This window comes from Avibacterium endocarditidis, from assembly GCF_002921145.1.
GTDB classification, from domain to species: domain Bacteria; phylum Pseudomonadota; class Gammaproteobacteria; order Enterobacterales; family Pasteurellaceae; genus Avibacterium; species Avibacterium endocarditidis.
Genome location: NZ_PQVI01000075.1, coordinates 1 through 14,317, shown reverse-complemented (window position 1 = coordinate 14,317; position 14,317 = coordinate 1). Strand labels below are relative to the sequence as shown.

Below are 14,317 nucleotides of genomic sequence, written 5' to 3'. Positions count from 1 at the left end.
TCCATACGCATAGCGTATGGTTTTTATAGCTAGACTTTGTCTAGCTATAATAAAAATCCTCCACATACGGAGGATTTTTCCCTTATCACCCTCACCGAGTTTAAAAGCTTAATAAACAAAAGTGCGGTGGGATTTTTGATGATTTTTCTAGTCAGCCCATTAATAAGGCTTATCTCATTTGAGCTAACCTTTGACGTAAATCCTCTGCCGTTTGGCAGGTTTTAATATGCTCAAAAAGTGCGGTGGCTTGTGGGTAAGATTTTTTCAGATATTGTAGCCATTGTTTGGTGCGGGCGATGTGGTAAAAGCCGGTATCTTGCAAGTTTTCAATATGCGCATAGCGGTGCAGTAAAGGCATTACCCCTTGCGTCCAATCTAATTTTTCCTGATTACACTTCACCACAAGGCTTAAGTTGGGAATGGTTAATGCACCACGTCCAATCATTACATCTTGGCAGCCTGTTATGGCAAGGCAGTCTTGCGCGTCTTGCCAATGCCAAATTTCACCATTTGCGATGACAGGAATGGTTAAGCGTTGACGAATTTCACCAATTTTCTGCCAGTTGATCTTTTCTGCACGATAGCCATCGATTTTGGTGCGTCCGTGAATGGTGATTTCCGTACCGCCACCTTGTTGCACCGCATCAGCAATTTCAAAGGCGTGATTATCACTATCCCAGCCCAAACGCACTTTCACGCTTACTACTTGCCCTTTCGGTAGGGCTTCGCGTAAAGCTTTGGTGGCTTGGTAAATCAATTCGGGCTGCTTTAATAATGCCGCACCACCGTGGCTACCATTCACCGTTTTAGACGGACAACCACAGTTAAAATCAATGCCGTGCGATCCCAATTCCACCGCCAACACCGCATTTTCCGCCAGCCACTGTGGGTGTTGCCCTAAAAGTTGTACGCGTATGGGTGTTCCCGCGGGCGTTCGCCCACCGCGCTGCAGTTCTGGACATAAACGGTAAAAGGTTTTGACTGGCAAACGCTGATCCACCACACGCACAAACTCCGATACACACAGATCATAATCGTTAATTTCAGTCAAAAGCTGCCGCACAAGGGGATCAAGCACCCCCTGCATTGGCGCGAGGAAAACACGCATTTTATTTACTATTACTCTTTTGATAAAAATAAAAAAGCTGAATTTTTCACCGCACTATTTGAGAGAAACGGTAAAAAATTCAGCAATAAAGAAGGTTTACTTCCACCCTTTCGCTTTACAAATCAAATCGTAAGCGGCTTGAATTTGTTGGGTTTTTTCTTTCGCCATTTCGAGCATTTCTTCTGGTAAGCCTTTGGCGACGAGTTTATCGGGGTGGTTTTCGTTCATTAAACGGCGGTAAGCGCGTTTTACTGTGGCGCGGTCGTCATTTTCGCTCACGCCAAGCACGTTGTAAGCATCTTGCAAGGTTGGGCCGCTGTGTGCTTGATAACCACCACCTTGATAGCCGCCTTGTTGATAATCGCCCTGTTGTGAGCCGTTATATTCATAATAAAACCCACCACGGCTAAATTGGCGAGCGGCGATTTCTGCCATTAAAATTTGTTGGAACTGGAAGCTAGATAAGCCCAATTCTTCCGCTACTACCTGTAGCACTTCTTTTTCATTTTCGTGCAGGTGATCATCGGCAAAAGCGGCTTGTAGCTGAACACGCAAGAACATTCTTAATAGATCACTACGCTGACCGCAGGCTTGGCAAAATTCGCGGATCACTTGGCGTAGCGGGAAATTCGGATCTTTACCACGATTAAAGGCTTCTTGCGCCAATTTACGCCCTTTGTCGTCCAAATTCATTTGGTTCATTAGATTATTGGCAAGCGCGATGTCATCTTGCGTTACCCGCCCTTTCGATTTAGACAAATGCCCCAACACCGCAAAGGTGGTTTGCATAAACAAGGATTGGCGGGTTTCTTTGCGTTTGAAAAAGCTCGAATTGACGCTGCCTAGTTCATATAATTTTTTGTCGGCTAAATGCCCTAAATAAGCGCCAACTAGCCCACCAAAAAAGCCGCCAAAACGGTAGCCAATGAAAAAACCTAATAACTTTCCAATAAAACTCATTCTGTTCTCCAACTTGAGTTATGCATAAAATCTTGAGTTATACATAAAATAAAGTGCGGTGCGTTTTTCGCGATTTTTATACGCTGTATTTTAGATGCCATACTGCTCACGATAAGCACGCATCGCAGGCAGATATTGTTGATACTCCGCCTCTTGCTCAATAAATTGCATTAAATCGTCAAAATCAATAATCGAAAGCACGTTGCATTGATAATCGCGTTCCACTTCTTGAATGGCAGAAAGCGTGCCTTTGCCGCGTTCTTTACGATTTAACGCAATCACCACTGCACTTAATGTCGCTTGATTTTGTGCGATTAAATCCATTGCTTCGCGAATTGCCGTGCCAGCGGTGATTACATCGTCCACCAATAGCACCTTGCCTTGCAATGGGCTGCCAATTAAATTGCCGCCTTCGCCGTGATCTTTGGCTTCTTTACGGTTAAAACACACTGGTTTATCAATGCCATATTGCTTAAACAGCGCCACCGACACCGTGGTGCCAATGGGAATGCCTTTGTAAGCAGGGCCAAAAATCACGTCATAATCTAAGCCGCTTGCTTGAATGGCGGCGGCATAAAATTCGCCTAAACGTGCTAAATCCGCGCCCGTGTTAAACAGACCTGCATTAAAGAAATAAGGGCTAATGCGCCCAGATTTCAAGGTGAATTCGCCAAATTTCAGCACATCACGGCTGAGCGCGAATTTGATAAAGTCAATTTTGTAGCCTTGCATTTGTGCCCCCAATTATGCTTGCCCTAAGGCTTCACGCTGCGCGTTGAAGATCACTTCACAGCCTTGTTTTGCAAGATCTAACAGGGTTAATAATTCTTCATGGGAGAATGGCTCACCCTCTGCTGTGCCTTGCACTTCAATCATTCGCCCGTCATCGGTCATCACCACGTTCATATCGGTTTCGGCATTGCTATCTTCCACATATTCCAAATCGCACACGGCTTCGCCCTCTACAATGCCCACCGAAATGGCTGCTACTAAGCCTTTGATTGGATTGGTTTTTAGCACGCCTTTTTGGCATTAAGCCGTTGATGGCATCAATTAAGGCAACGCAAGCCCCAGTAATAGAAGCCGTACGCGTGCCGCCATCGGCTTGGATCACATCACAATCCAAGGTGATAGAACGCTCACCAAGGGCGGTGAGATCCACCATTGCACGTAAAGAGCGAGCGATTAAACGTTGAATTTCCATTGTGCGTCCACCTTGCTTGCCTTTCGCCGCTTCGCGTTGCATACGGCTATGGGTGGAACGTGGCAACATTCCATATTCTGCCGTTACCCAACCTTGATTTTGCCCTTTTAAGAAACGTGGCACACTTTCATCAACGCTGGCGGTGCAAAGCACTTTGGTTTCGCCAAATTCCACCAGCACCGAACCTTCGGCATATTTGGTGAAATGGCGGGTGATTTTAATTGGGCGGGGTTGATTTAATGGGCGATCATTCGGACGCATTGGAAATTCCTTACTCATTCATAAAATGGCGCTCATTCTAACACGCAAACTGACAGATGAGAAATTTAACGGTAGAATAGGCGGCAATTTTTAGCGCAAATTAAGGATTTATTATGATTTATAGTATGACGGCCTTTGCCCGTTATGAAATCAAACAAGATTGGGGCAATGCAGTTTGGGAGATTCGTTCCGTTAATCAACGTTATTTGGAAACCGTCTTCCGCTTGCCCGAGCCATTTCGCGGTTTGGAAAACACCTTGCGAGAAAAATTACGCCAGCGTTTAACTCGCGGTAAGGTGGAATGTAATCTGCGTTTTGAAGGCAAACAGCAAGCCACAGCCAGCCTTAATTTAAACCAAGCCTTGGCACAGCAGGTAATCCAATCCTTACAATGGATCAAACAACAAGCTGGCGAAGGGGAAATCAATCTTACCGATGTTCTGCGCTACCCCGGCGTGGTGGAAACCCCAGAGCAGGATTTAGATCGCATTAGTCAAGAATTGTTAGCTGGCTTTGAAGCGGCGCTCGATGAATTTATCGCAATGCGTGGGCGTGAAGGAGAAAAATTAAACGACTTGATCCAACAGCGTTTAACCGCCATCGCCAGTGAAAGCGATAAAGTGCGGTCAAAAATGCCAGAGATTTTGCAATGGCAACGGGAGCGTTTACAGCAACGTTTTGACGAATTGCAATTACAAGCGGATCAGCAACGACTCGAGCAAGAAATGGTGCTATTAGCGCAACGTATTGATGTGGCGGAAGAATTAGATCGTTTACAGCTGCACGTTAAAGAAACCCAACGCATTTTGCAAAAAGGCGGCGCGGTAGGGCGTAAACTTGATTTTATGATGCAAGAACTCAACCGCGAAAGTAACACGCTGGCGTCAAAATCCATTAGCGCGGAAATCACTAATTCTGCGGTGGAATTAAAGGTGCTTATCGAACAAATGCGTGAACAAATTCAGAATTTGGAATAATTTTTGGAATCTTTATGGCAATCATCAATCTCTCACAATATCGTGTTATTTCTGTACAAGGCGTGGACGCAGAAAAATTTCTGCAAGGTCAGCTCACTTGTGATGTGAATAGGCTGGCAGATGGGCAATCCACCCTCACCGCTCATTGTGATCCAAAAGGCAAAATGAGCAGCGTATTTCGTCTGTTGCGTGAAAATGCCGAGCAGTTTTACTTGATTATCCGCCACGCCTTATTGCCCTCTGCGCTGGATAATCTGAAAAAATATGCGGTCTTTTCCAAAGTTGCCTTTGCAGAGCAAGATTGGCAAGTGATCGGACTATTGGATAAACAAAAGTGCGGTGCAATTTCGGCGGATTTTTGCCTTGAAATAGGACAATCTGCGTGCGCGATGTTATTAAATAAAACCGCACAACAGATTGATTTCACTGGTAAAATTGCACAATGGGAGCAAGCCATAATGCAAGCGGGCTACCCGATTTTATCACCAGAAAGCCAAAACGAATTTATCCCACAAGCCTTGAATTTACAATGTATCGAACAAGCTATTTCGTTCCAAAAAGGCTGTTATATCGGGCAAGAAACCGTGGCGCGTGCGAAATATCGTGGCATAAACAAACGCGCGATGTTCCTGTTTAACGCACAAACCAACACGCCTGTTTCGCTGGGTTCAGAAATTGAAATGCAGCTGGAAAATGGCTGGCGAAAAACAGGTTTTATCCTAAGTGCGGTGCCATTTTGACGGCATTTTATGGCTGCAAGTGGTGATGAATAATCAGTTTGAGGCAGGCACGGCATTTCGTCTGTCTGGCACTGAAACAGCATTAAACCTCATTGAATTGCCTTACAACTTATCATAAAATGAAAATTGGGCGTAATGCCCAATTTTGCTATTCAAACCAAATCAACGATGCCATTCTTCCCGTTTGTTTCTCTCGTCTAAAAGAAAGAAGTTTTCCCGTTCTAAATAGGTGCAATGCTCGCCACCGCTAATTTGCGAAATGCCTAATTTGTTAAGGCGCAATCGGGCGATGTGGTAAAGATCCGCAAGGTATTTGCCTTGCTCGATAGGATCTGGCACAAAGGCTTGTGCAGCATTGGGATCTTGCGTGATAAATTGTTGGCGAACATCTTCCCCCACTTGGAAAGATTTTGGCCCGATAGCCGGCCCGAGCCACGCAATAATCTCTTGTGGTTCGGCATGGAATTGTTGTACCGTTTGTTCTAACACGCCATCACATAAGCCACGCCAGCCTGCGTGTGCGGCGGCGACTTCCGTGCCTTTTTGATTGGTAAACAAGACAGGCAGGCAATCTGCGGTCATTACAAGGCAAACTTGGTTCGGTTGGTTGGTGTAAACCGCATCGGCGTCTAAATTGTTGCCCTCATAAGGCAAGCGGATCACCCTTGTGCTATGCGTTTGATTTAAGAAAAGCGGAAACTGCGGCAAATGAAATTGTTCCACCAATAAAGTGCGGTTGGTTTTTACTGAATTTTTATCATCGCCAACGTGATCGCCCAGATTAAAACTATCATAAGGCGCTTGGCTAACCCCACCTTGACGTAAGGTGGTGAAAGCGTGGATATTGGCTGGGGCTGCCCAGTTTGGTTTGAGTGCGTCCATTTTAGTAATCCAATTCATCTTTATGAGCAAGATAATCGGCTTTTAAGGCATTCACTAAGCCAACGAAATCCTCTGGTAATGGCGCATACCATTCCATTAATTCCCCTGTGATTGGGTGTTCCAAGCGTAACATTATGGCGTGCAACGCTTGACGTTTAAAATCTCGCAAAGTGGTGAGTAATTCCTCACTGGCATTTTTCGGTGGACGTGGGCGTCCGCCGTAAGTTTGATCGCCTAATAATGGGTGAGCGATATGCGCCATATGCACGCGAATTTGGTGAGTTCGCCCAGTTTCAAGGCGTAGGCGCAGGCGCGTGTAATTACGGAAACGTTCCATAATGCGATAATGCGTTACCGCAGGCTTACCCATTGGGTGAACCGCCATATGAGTACGTTTGGTTGGGTGGCGCGCCATTGGTTCGTCCACTGTGCCGCCTTGGGTCATAATGCCGTAAGCAATGGCTTCATATTCACGGGTGATTTTGCGTTTTTGCAGATCACGCACTAATTTAGTTTGTGCAGGAATGGTCTTTGCCACCACCATTAAGCCTGTGGTGTCTTTGTCTAAGCGGTGAACAATGCCCGCTCTCGGCACTTCTGCAATCGGCGGATAATGATAAAGCAAGGCATTGAGTACCGTGCCATTCGGGTTGCCTGCCCCAGGGTGAACCACCATATCTTTTGGCTTATTGATGACTAAAATATCATCATCTTCATACACAATATTGAGCGGAATATTTTCTGGCTCAAAACGGGTTTCATCTTCCACTTCAACATTGATGGTAATCTGTTCACCGCCATAAACTTTACTGCGTGGCACATTCACCACTTCACCGTTTACTTTCACCAGATCGCTTTCGATCCAAGTTTTTAAACGTGAACGAGAATAGTCTGGGAACATTTCCGCTAAGCTTTGGTCTAAACGTTGTCCCATTTGGCTTGGCAGAACTTCTGCCGATAAAGTAAGATATGCCATAAATAAATCCGTGAATAATTTGCTTATTTAGCAATGTGCTATAAAATACGGATCATTGTAACTTATTTATCATTGCTCGTAAAAAAGGAATCATCAATGCGTAAATTAAAATCTTTTACATTCGTTGCATTAGCTGCACTTGCCGTGAGTGCTTGTTCTAATTCATCAAAAGAGGTAGAGCAAGGCTCTGAACAAGAACTTTATGCCAAAGGGCAAACCTATTTACAAGACGGTGATTATTCCCAAGCGGTGCGCTATTTAGAAGCGGTAAAAAACCGTTTTCCTGCCGCAAATTACAGTGAGCAAACGCAGTTAGATTTAATTTATGCTTATTATAAATCGCAAGATTACACCAAAACCTTAGTAGCCGCAGAGCGTTTTTTACAGCAATATCCGAATAGTCCAAATGTAGATTATGTGATCTATATGGCAGGGCTAACCAATTTTGCCTCAGGTGAAAACTTCTTCCAAGATTTCTTTGGTGTTGATCGCGCAACCCGTGAAAACACAGCAATGAAAGCGGCGTTTGCAAACTTCCAAACCCTTGTAGATAATTTCCCTAATAGCACTTATGCGCAAGATGCCTTAGCAAGAATGGCTTATATTAAAGCCGCCTTGGCTCGCCACGAACTTGCCATTGCCAAATTCTATATGAAACGCAATGCTTATGTTGCCGTTGCCAACCGAGTAGTAGGAATGTTACAGCAATATCCTGACACCCAAGCCACTCTTGAAGCCTTGCCATTAATGAAAGAAGCTTATGAAAAAATGAATCTTCCTGAATTGGCAAAACAAACGGAAACCTTGATTCAGGCGAATAAAGATAAAAAATTCAGCGATGTTGAAAAACCGAAAGACTTTGAATTAAATAAACCAAAATCTTAGCAAATAATGATGAGAAAGCCTCTATATAACACATAGAGGTTTTTATTGCCTAATTTTTTAAGTGCGGTTGTTTTTTAAGAAAATTCATCAAAATTTGACCGCACTTTAATTTCTTTGTGCAGCTATGTAATGAATAATTTATTGGGAATTTAGGGGAAAGATAAATGATGGTGCCCCCAACAGGACTTGAACCTGTGACCAATCGATTATGAGTCGACTGCTCTAACCGACTGAGCTATGGGGGCGGTAAGAGTGTGCTGATTATAGTGAAATATCCTAGCAAAGTCTATCATTCACCAATTATGCGGCTTAAATTTGAACAAAAAAGCCTGATAATAAATCAGGCTTTTATTTAAGATAAATTATGCTTACTCATCTAAGAAACTACGCAAGGTTTCTGAACGGCTTGGATGGCGTAATTTGCGTAGCGCTTTAGCTTCAATTTGGCGGATACGTTCGCGGGTTACATCAAATTGTTTACCCACTTCTTCAAGCGTGTGATCCGTGTTCATATCAATACCAAAACGCATTCTTAACACTTTAGCTTCTCTTGGCGTCAAGCCCTCTAGCACTTCGTGTGTTGCAGCTTTCAAGCTCTGTGCCGTTGCAGAATCCAATGGTAATTCTAACGTGCTATCTTCAATGAAATCACCTAAGTGGGAATCGTCATCATCACCGATAGGGGTTTCCATTGAAATTGGCTCTTTGGCAATTTTTAGCACTTTGCGGATTTTATCTTCCGGCATTCCCATTCTTTCTGCTAATTCTTCCGGTGAAGCCTCACGCCCCATTTCTTGCAACATTTGACGCGAAATGCGGTTCAATTTGTTGATGGTTTCAATCATATGAACTGGGATACGAATGGTTCTCGCTTGATCCGCGATCGAACGCGTAATTGCTTGACGAATCCACCAAGTCGCATAAGTTGAGAATTTATAACCACGGCGATATTCAAATTTATCCACCGCTTTCATCAAGCCAATGTTACCTTCTTGAATAAGATCCAAGAATTGTAAACCACGGTTGGTATATTTTTTCGCAATAGAAATCACTAAACGCAAGTTCGCTTCAACCATTTCTTTTTTCGCACGGCGTGCTTTTAATTCACCTTGTGAAACCGCATCGCAAATATCACGAATTTGGCTAATGGTTAAACCGGTATCTTGTTCGATCTGCCCTAACTGAGTAATAGCCTGACGAATAGGTTCTTCATACTGAGCTAATTTTTCAGACCAATTTTTTCCTGCATTTAAGGCTTTTTCTAGCCACGCATCTTTGGTTTCGTGTCCAATAAATTCTTTTTGGAACGTGCCTTTTGGCATTTTAGCGTTATCTACTGCCATTTTTTGGATATGGCGTTCCTGCTGGCGTACGCGTTTCATCATATCGCGCATAGATAACACCAACATATCAAATTGTTTTGGCACTAGACGGAATTGTGTGAAGATCTCTGCCAAAATTTGAATTTGATCTCTTGCTTGTTTTTATGACGGCCGTGTTTTTCGATAGTATCTAGGGTTTTCTTGTGTTGCGCTTTTAGGGCTGCAAATTTTTCACGCGCCACTTCAGGATCAATGCTGTTATCAGAATCACTGTCATCGGAGGAATTACTCTCATCGCTTTCTTCATCTTCGTTTTCATCATCTTCCATTGAACCTGTTGAAACGCTTTCTTCATCATCTTCATCAGAAAGCATTTCGTGTTCATCTGATGCAGCTTCTTCAACGCCTGCATTGGGATCAACAAAACCTGTGATGAGATCCGCTAAACGCATTCCGCCTTCTTCCACTAACGCATATTGACGCAAGAGATCATTCAAGGCTTCTGGATAAGCAGCCACAGCAGTTTGTACTTCATTGATCCCTTCTTCAATGCGTTTGGCGATATCAATTTCCCCTTCTCGGGTTAAAAGCTCCACGCTCCCCATTTCACGCATATACATACGCACGGGATCGGTGGTTCGCCCTAACTCTGCTTCCACGCTAGATAACACTTGAGTGGCTTCTTCTACCGCATCTTCATCAGTGATATTTTCATTTAACATCAAATCATCGGCATCAGGTGCAGTTTCTAACACTTGAATGCCCATATCATTGATCATTTGAATGATGTCTTCAATTTGATCTGCATCGACAAGTTCTTCTGGCAAATGGTCATTCACTTCAGCATAAGTAAGATAACCTTGCTCTTTCCCTTGTGCGATTAACAGTTTTAATTGAGATTGTGGATTTTGCTCCATATCCATATTATATATCCGCCTCGATGTGTAATTGTGGGAGATAAAATGGCTTTAATTTTATCACCCTTATGTTGGATTAACTATTTATTTTGCTGTTTTTTCAATAATAATTGTGCGAGCGCCTGCCGTTCTTGCTCATTTAAGCCTTCTGTGCGCTCTTTTGCGATAAGCATTTCGATATTTTTATCCATCAACTGCAAATAAAAATAACGTAGGGTTTCACGAAATGTTTCTTCGATTTTATCCTCATCGACTAAATGATCCCACACGGCAAGAATTTCAAGGGGGCGAAAATATTCCGTATCACGGTAATGTTCTAAAATTTGTGCGGCGGTAATCCCCACACGCTCACGGCAAAGTGCGGTGATTTTTTCAAACAAATCTAGCCCTGCTTCATTGAGTACCGATAGAACACTTAAATTTTCTGGCACAATTTGGATCAATTCAGGATTTTGCAACAGTAATGCAATCAACACGCGCATTGGCGTGCGTTTCACCGCATTTTGTTTCGGCGATGATGAATGATTTTCTTTTTGTGCCGGGATTAAATGCTCGATCTGCGCTTCATTAAAGATCCCCAATTTTTGCGCCAAAAGCTGACGCAATGATAAACGCAGTAATTCGCCAGGAATTCGGCTAATCAATGGCACAGCAAGGGCAGCAAGTTTTCCCTTACCTTCTTTACTGGAAAAATCCACCTGCGAACTTAGGGTAGAAAACATAAAATCGCTCAATGGTTGCGCCTGACGAATATAGTCCTCAAAGCCGTCTTTGCCATATTGGCGAATAAAGGTATCGGGATCTTCCCCATCGGGCAGAAAAATAAACTTAATTTGCCGCCCGTCTTCTAAAAAAGGCAGCGCATTTTCCAACGCACGCCACGCAGCATCACGCCCTGCACGGTCTGCATCGTAACAACAAATAAGCTGTTCGGTGGAACGAAATGCAAGCTGAATTTGCTCCGCTGTAGTGGCTGTCCCTAATGACGCCACGGCATAATCCACGCCAAATTGCGCCAATGCCACCACGTCCATATAGCCCTCTACCACCAGCAACATTTCAGGGCTGTCATTCACTTGTAATGCTTCAAACAAGCCATAAAGCTCACTACCTTTGTGGTAGGTCATACTTTCTGGCGAGTTCAAATATTTCGGCTTTTCATCACCCAACACTCGTCCGCCAAAGGCAATGGTTCGCCCACGGCGATCACGAATAGGAAACATAAGACGATTACGAAAACGATCGTAAACATCTTGTTTTTCATTGCGCGACAACATTCCTACATCAAACAATTTTTGCCGATCTTCTTGATTACGCCCAAACTGATTTAACACGGCGCTAAATTGGTTTGGCGAAAAACCGATTTGAAAGCGTTCAATCACTTCGGTGGATAAACCGCGTTTTTGCACATAGGATTGCGCAGGAATATTTTGTGGAAGTTGCTGATGATAAAACACCGCGATCTCTTGCATTAGCTGGTAAAGATCTTTCTTGGTACGATAATTGGCTTGTGGTTTATTCTTACCATCAAAGTGCGGTGATTTTTCGTAAGGAATTTCTAAGCCTAAATGATTCGCTAGCTCCTCCACCGCTTCGATAAATTCCAGTTTTTCATATTCCATTAAAAAACTAATGGCATTACCGTGCGCGTGGCAACCAAAGCAATGGTAAAACTGTTTTTTCGGACTCACGGTAAAGGAAGGCGTTTTCTCGTGATGAAAAGGACAACAAGCCTGATATTCACGCCCTGCTTTTTTCAGCTTAACCCGTGAATTAATCAATTCGACAATGTCAGTTCTGGCAAGAACATCATCAATAAATGAACGTGGAATATGGCCTGCCACAATAATTTCCTCTCGTTTTCAATCAACACAGAATTTAGCAAGATAGATCTAAGATAATAAGAAATGGCGCAGCTAAAAACACAAAACCGTGATTCCAAAAGGTTTCACGGCCTGCTTAACTCGAGTTTAATTAAAAAAAATTTTTAATAATTATTAGTATAAACGTACGTTACGTGCATTTTCACGAGCAACGCGTTTTGCGTGGCGTTTAGCACGAGTTGCGTTTTCACGTTTACGAATTGTTGTTGGTTTTTCGTAAAATTCACGGCTACGAACTTCCGCTAAGATTCCCGCTTTTTCACAAGCGCGTTTGAAACGACGTAATGCTACGTCAAATGATTCATTTTCACGAACTTTAATTACCGGCATAAGCCATCACCTCAATATGGATTAATATTTTGCAAAATTTAGACCGTTTCGTTTCGATAAACGGCTTATTCAAATTAATAAGGGTGGCAATTTTAATTCAAATTAACCGCAAAAGCAAAGAAAAGATCCAATTTTTGTTGAAATTCTGCCTTTCCCTAAACGGAAAAATGATCGCCAACTGGTGAAAATACAATAAACAGGGTAAAATCAGCCAAGTTTTTCCCATATAAAAAGAGAGAAAAAATGCGAATTTTAGGCATTGAAACATCTTGTGATGAAACAGGTGTGGCGATTTATGATGAAAATGATGGGCTTATCGCCAACCAACTTTACACCCAAATTGCGTTGCATGCCGATTATGGTGGCGTTGTGCCAGAATTAGCTTCGCGCGATCACATTCGGAAAACTGCCCCCCTTATCCAAGCGGCATTGCAAGAAGCCAATTTATCAGCGCAAGACATTGACGGCATTGCCTACACTTGCGGGCCGGGATTAGTGGGCGCGTTATTGGTGGGTTCAACCATTGCACGTTCCCTCGCCTATGCGTGGAATGTGCCAGCCATTGGCGTTCATCATATGGAAGGGCATTTGCTCGCGCCAATGTTAGAAGAAAATGCACCGCACTTTCCTTTTGTCGCCTTGCTTGTTTCAGGTGGACATACTCAGCTTGTGCGCGTAGATAGCGTAGGGCAATATGAGGTGCTAGGCGAAAGCATTGATGATGCGGCAGGTGAAGCTTTTGATAAAACCGCAAAATTGCTCGGTTTAGACTACCCTGGTGGTGCAGCCTTAGCACGCTTAGCGGAAAAAGGCACGCCAAATCGCTTTACCTTTCCGCGTCCAATGACTGATCGCCCTGGGCTAGATTTCAGTTTTTCAGGCTTAAAAACCTTTGCTGCAAATACCATCAATCAAGCGATTAAAGAAGAAGGCACGCTCACTGAACAAACCAAAGCGGATATTGCTTATGCTTTCCAACAAGCGGTGGTAGAAACCTTAGTGATCAAATGTCGCCGCGCCTTGCAAGAAACGGGCTTTAAACGCCTAGTGATCGCAGGTGGTGTGAGTGCGAATCAACAGTTGCGCCAAGCCTTGAGCGAATTAATGACACAACTAAGCGGCGAAGTGTTTTATCCGCAGCCGCAATTTTGTACCGACAACGGTGCAATGATTGCCTACACTGGCTTTTTACGTCTTAAACACGGTGAACATTCCTCTTTAGAAATTGAAGTAAAACCACGCTGGGCAATGACTGAGCTGAGCGAAATAAAATAAAATAAGCTAAGCGAAATTAAACAAGCTGAGTGAAATTAAACAAGCTGAGTGAAATTAAACAAGGATAATTTATGCAAAATCAACAATCTAACGCAATGCGCGCAGCTGGGATCGGCTGCGTTCTTATGCTTCTTCTTATCGCCTTTGCTTTGATTAAACTCCCTACCGCACAGGTGATGGATTACCTTACCCTTGCAGGCCAATGGGTGGGACAAGGCACAACCATTGGCATTTTAATGCTCGCTACCCTGCCACCACTAACGGGGCTGGTGTTTTACTTGATTTGGAAATGGCTAACAAAATAACCGCACTTTATTATGGCTAATTACTATGGCTAAACTTTATTTTTACTATTCTACGATGAACGCGGGGAAATCCACCACCCTGCTGCAATCAGATTACAACTACCGCGAACGGCAAATGAATACGCTAGTTTACACCGCGGCGATTGATGATCGCTTTGGCGTGGGCAAAGTGACTTCACGCATTGGCATTAGCCAGCAGGCGAAATTATTTCATAAGGAAACGGATCTGTTTGCCGAAATCGCCCTGCATCTTGAACAAGAAAGCCTGCATTGTATTTTGGTGGACGAAGCA

General features: G+C 43.6%; 11 protein-coding genes, 1 tRNA gene and 4 pseudogenes. 6 read left to right on the top strand and 10 right to left on the bottom strand.

The window, feature by feature from the left end; genetic code table 11:
- Positions 1–169: 169 nt before the first annotated feature.
- The 4 genes and pseudogenes from dusC to rph all read right to left on the bottom strand — a co-directional run bounded on the left by dusC (position 170) and on the right by rph (position 3,533).
- The gene (dusC, locus tag C3Z13_RS05850) at positions 170–1,108 is read right to left on the bottom strand and encodes a tRNA dihydrouridine(16) synthase DusC (protein WP_103855314.1); all 939 of its coding nucleotides are present in this window, start codon (positions 1,106–1,108) and stop codon (positions 170–172) included.
- A gap of 96 nt (positions 1,109–1,204) precedes the next feature.
- Entirely contained in the window at positions 1,205–2,068 is an 864-nt protein-coding gene (gene djlA / locus C3Z13_RS05845; protein ID WP_103853595.1) for a co-chaperone DjlA, read from the bottom strand.
- Positions 2,069–2,158: 90 nt separating this feature from the next.
- Positions 2,159–2,800: an orotate phosphoribosyltransferase gene (gene pyrE, locus C3Z13_RS05840; protein WP_103855315.1), complete on the bottom strand. Its 642-nt coding sequence runs from the start codon at positions 2,798–2,800 to the stop codon at positions 2,159–2,161.
- Positions 2,801–2,812: 12 nt separating this feature from the next.
- Positions 2,813–3,533, bottom strand: a pseudogene (gene rph, locus C3Z13_RS05835) (ribonuclease PH).
- Between the two features lie 113 nt (positions 3,534–3,646).
- Between rph and C3Z13_RS05830 the strand changes: the two are divergent.
- On the top strand, positions 3,647–4,510 hold the full coding sequence (locus tag C3Z13_RS05830) for a YicC/YloC family endoribonuclease (RefSeq protein ID WP_103855313.1): 864 nt from the start codon (positions 3,647–3,649) through the stop codon (positions 4,508–4,510).
- 14 nt (positions 4,511–4,524) lie between these two features.
- Positions 4,525–5,368, top strand: a pseudogene (gene ygfZ / locus C3Z13_RS05825) (CAF17-like 4Fe-4S cluster assembly/insertion protein YgfZ).
- A gap of 30 nt (positions 5,369–5,398) precedes the next feature.
- Here ygfZ and pgeF read toward each other — a convergent pair.
- Positions 5,399–6,132 (bottom strand): annotated as a pseudogene (gene pgeF / locus C3Z13_RS05820) (peptidoglycan editing factor PgeF).
- 1 nt (position 6,133) lies between these two features.
- Positions 6,134–7,108 carry a 23S rRNA pseudouridine(1911/1915/1917) synthase RluD gene (gene rluD, locus C3Z13_RS05815; RefSeq protein ID WP_103855312.1) on the bottom strand — a complete coding sequence of 325 codons (975 nt, stop codon included), beginning with the start codon at positions 7,106–7,108 and terminating at the stop codon, positions 6,134–6,136.
- Positions 7,109–7,204: 96 nt separating this feature from the next.
- On the opposite strand from rluD, the gene C3Z13_RS05810 reads away from it, so the two are divergent.
- Positions 7,205–7,993 carry an outer membrane protein assembly factor BamD gene (locus C3Z13_RS05810; protein WP_103855311.1) on the top strand — a complete coding sequence of 263 codons (789 nt, stop codon included), beginning with the start codon at positions 7,205–7,207 and terminating at the stop codon, positions 7,991–7,993.
- 168 nt (positions 7,994–8,161) lie between these two features.
- Here C3Z13_RS05810 and C3Z13_RS05805 read toward each other — a convergent pair.
- From C3Z13_RS05805 to rpsU, 4 genes and pseudogenes are all read right to left on the bottom strand, one after another.
- Positions 8,162–8,238, bottom strand: a tRNA-Ile gene (locus tag C3Z13_RS05805).
- 123 nt (positions 8,239–8,361) lie between these two features.
- A pseudogene (gene rpoD, locus C3Z13_RS05800) lies at positions 8,362–10,232 on the bottom strand (RNA polymerase sigma factor RpoD).
- A gap of 80 nt (positions 10,233–10,312) precedes the next feature.
- Positions 10,313–12,076: a DNA primase gene (dnaG, locus tag C3Z13_RS05795; RefSeq protein ID WP_103855310.1), complete on the bottom strand. Its 1,764-nt coding sequence runs from the start codon at positions 12,074–12,076 to the stop codon at positions 10,313–10,315.
- Between the two features lie 153 nt (positions 12,077–12,229).
- On the bottom strand, positions 12,230–12,445 hold the full coding sequence (gene rpsU, locus C3Z13_RS05790) for a 30S ribosomal protein S21 (protein WP_103853581.1): 216 nt from the start codon (positions 12,443–12,445) through the stop codon (positions 12,230–12,232).
- 243 nt (positions 12,446–12,688) lie between these two features.
- Here rpsU and tsaD point away from each other — a divergent pair, with 243 nt between their 5' ends.
- The 3 genes from tsaD to C3Z13_RS05775 form a co-directional block, all read left to right on the top strand.
- Positions 12,689–13,720: a tRNA (adenosine(37)-N6)-threonylcarbamoyltransferase complex transferase subunit TsaD gene (gene tsaD / locus C3Z13_RS05785; RefSeq protein ID WP_103855309.1), complete on the top strand. Its 1,032-nt coding sequence runs from the start codon at positions 12,689–12,691 to the stop codon at positions 13,718–13,720.
- A 71-nt stretch (positions 13,721–13,791) separates the two neighbouring features.
- Complete coding sequence (locus C3Z13_RS05780; RefSeq protein WP_103855308.1) at positions 13,792–14,025, top strand: hypothetical protein; 234 nt, start codon at positions 13,792–13,794, stop codon at positions 14,023–14,025.
- 25 nt (positions 14,026–14,050) lie between these two features.
- Positions 14,051–14,317: thymidine kinase (locus C3Z13_RS05775; protein ID WP_483860526.1), on the top strand; the 267-nt coding region annotated here is incomplete at its 3' end.

Bases quoted from the DNA above. Each gene is read 5' to 3' on its own strand.
- C3Z13_RS05810 (WP_103855311.1), top strand. From the start codon at position 7,205: ATGCGTAAATTAAAATCTTTTACATTCGTTGCATTAGCTGCACTTGCC.
- rluD (WP_103855312.1), bottom strand. From the start codon at position 7,108: ATGGCATATCTTACTTTATCGGCAGAAGTTCTGCCAAGCCAAATGGGA.
- rpsU (WP_103853581.1), bottom strand. From the start codon at position 12,445: ATGCCGGTAATTAAAGTTCGTGAAAATGAATCATTTGACGTAGCATTA.
- dusC (WP_103855314.1), bottom strand. From the start codon at position 1,108: ATGCGTGTTTTCCTCGCGCCAATGCAGGGGGTGCTTGATCCCCTTGTG.
- djlA (WP_103853595.1), bottom strand. From the start codon at position 2,068: ATGAGTTTTATTGGAAAGTTATTAGGTTTTTTCATTGGCTACCGTTTT.
- tsaD (WP_103855309.1), top strand. From the start codon at position 12,689: ATGCGAATTTTAGGCATTGAAACATCTTGTGATGAAACAGGTGTGGCG.
- pyrE (WP_103855315.1), bottom strand. From the start codon at position 2,800: ATGCAAGGCTACAAAATTGACTTTATCAAATTCGCGCTCAGCCGTGAT.
- C3Z13_RS05830 (WP_103855313.1), top strand. From the start codon at position 3,647: ATGATTTATAGTATGACGGCCTTTGCCCGTTATGAAATCAAACAAGAT.
- C3Z13_RS05780 (WP_103855308.1), top strand. From the start codon at position 13,792: ATGCAAAATCAACAATCTAACGCAATGCGCGCAGCTGGGATCGGCTGC.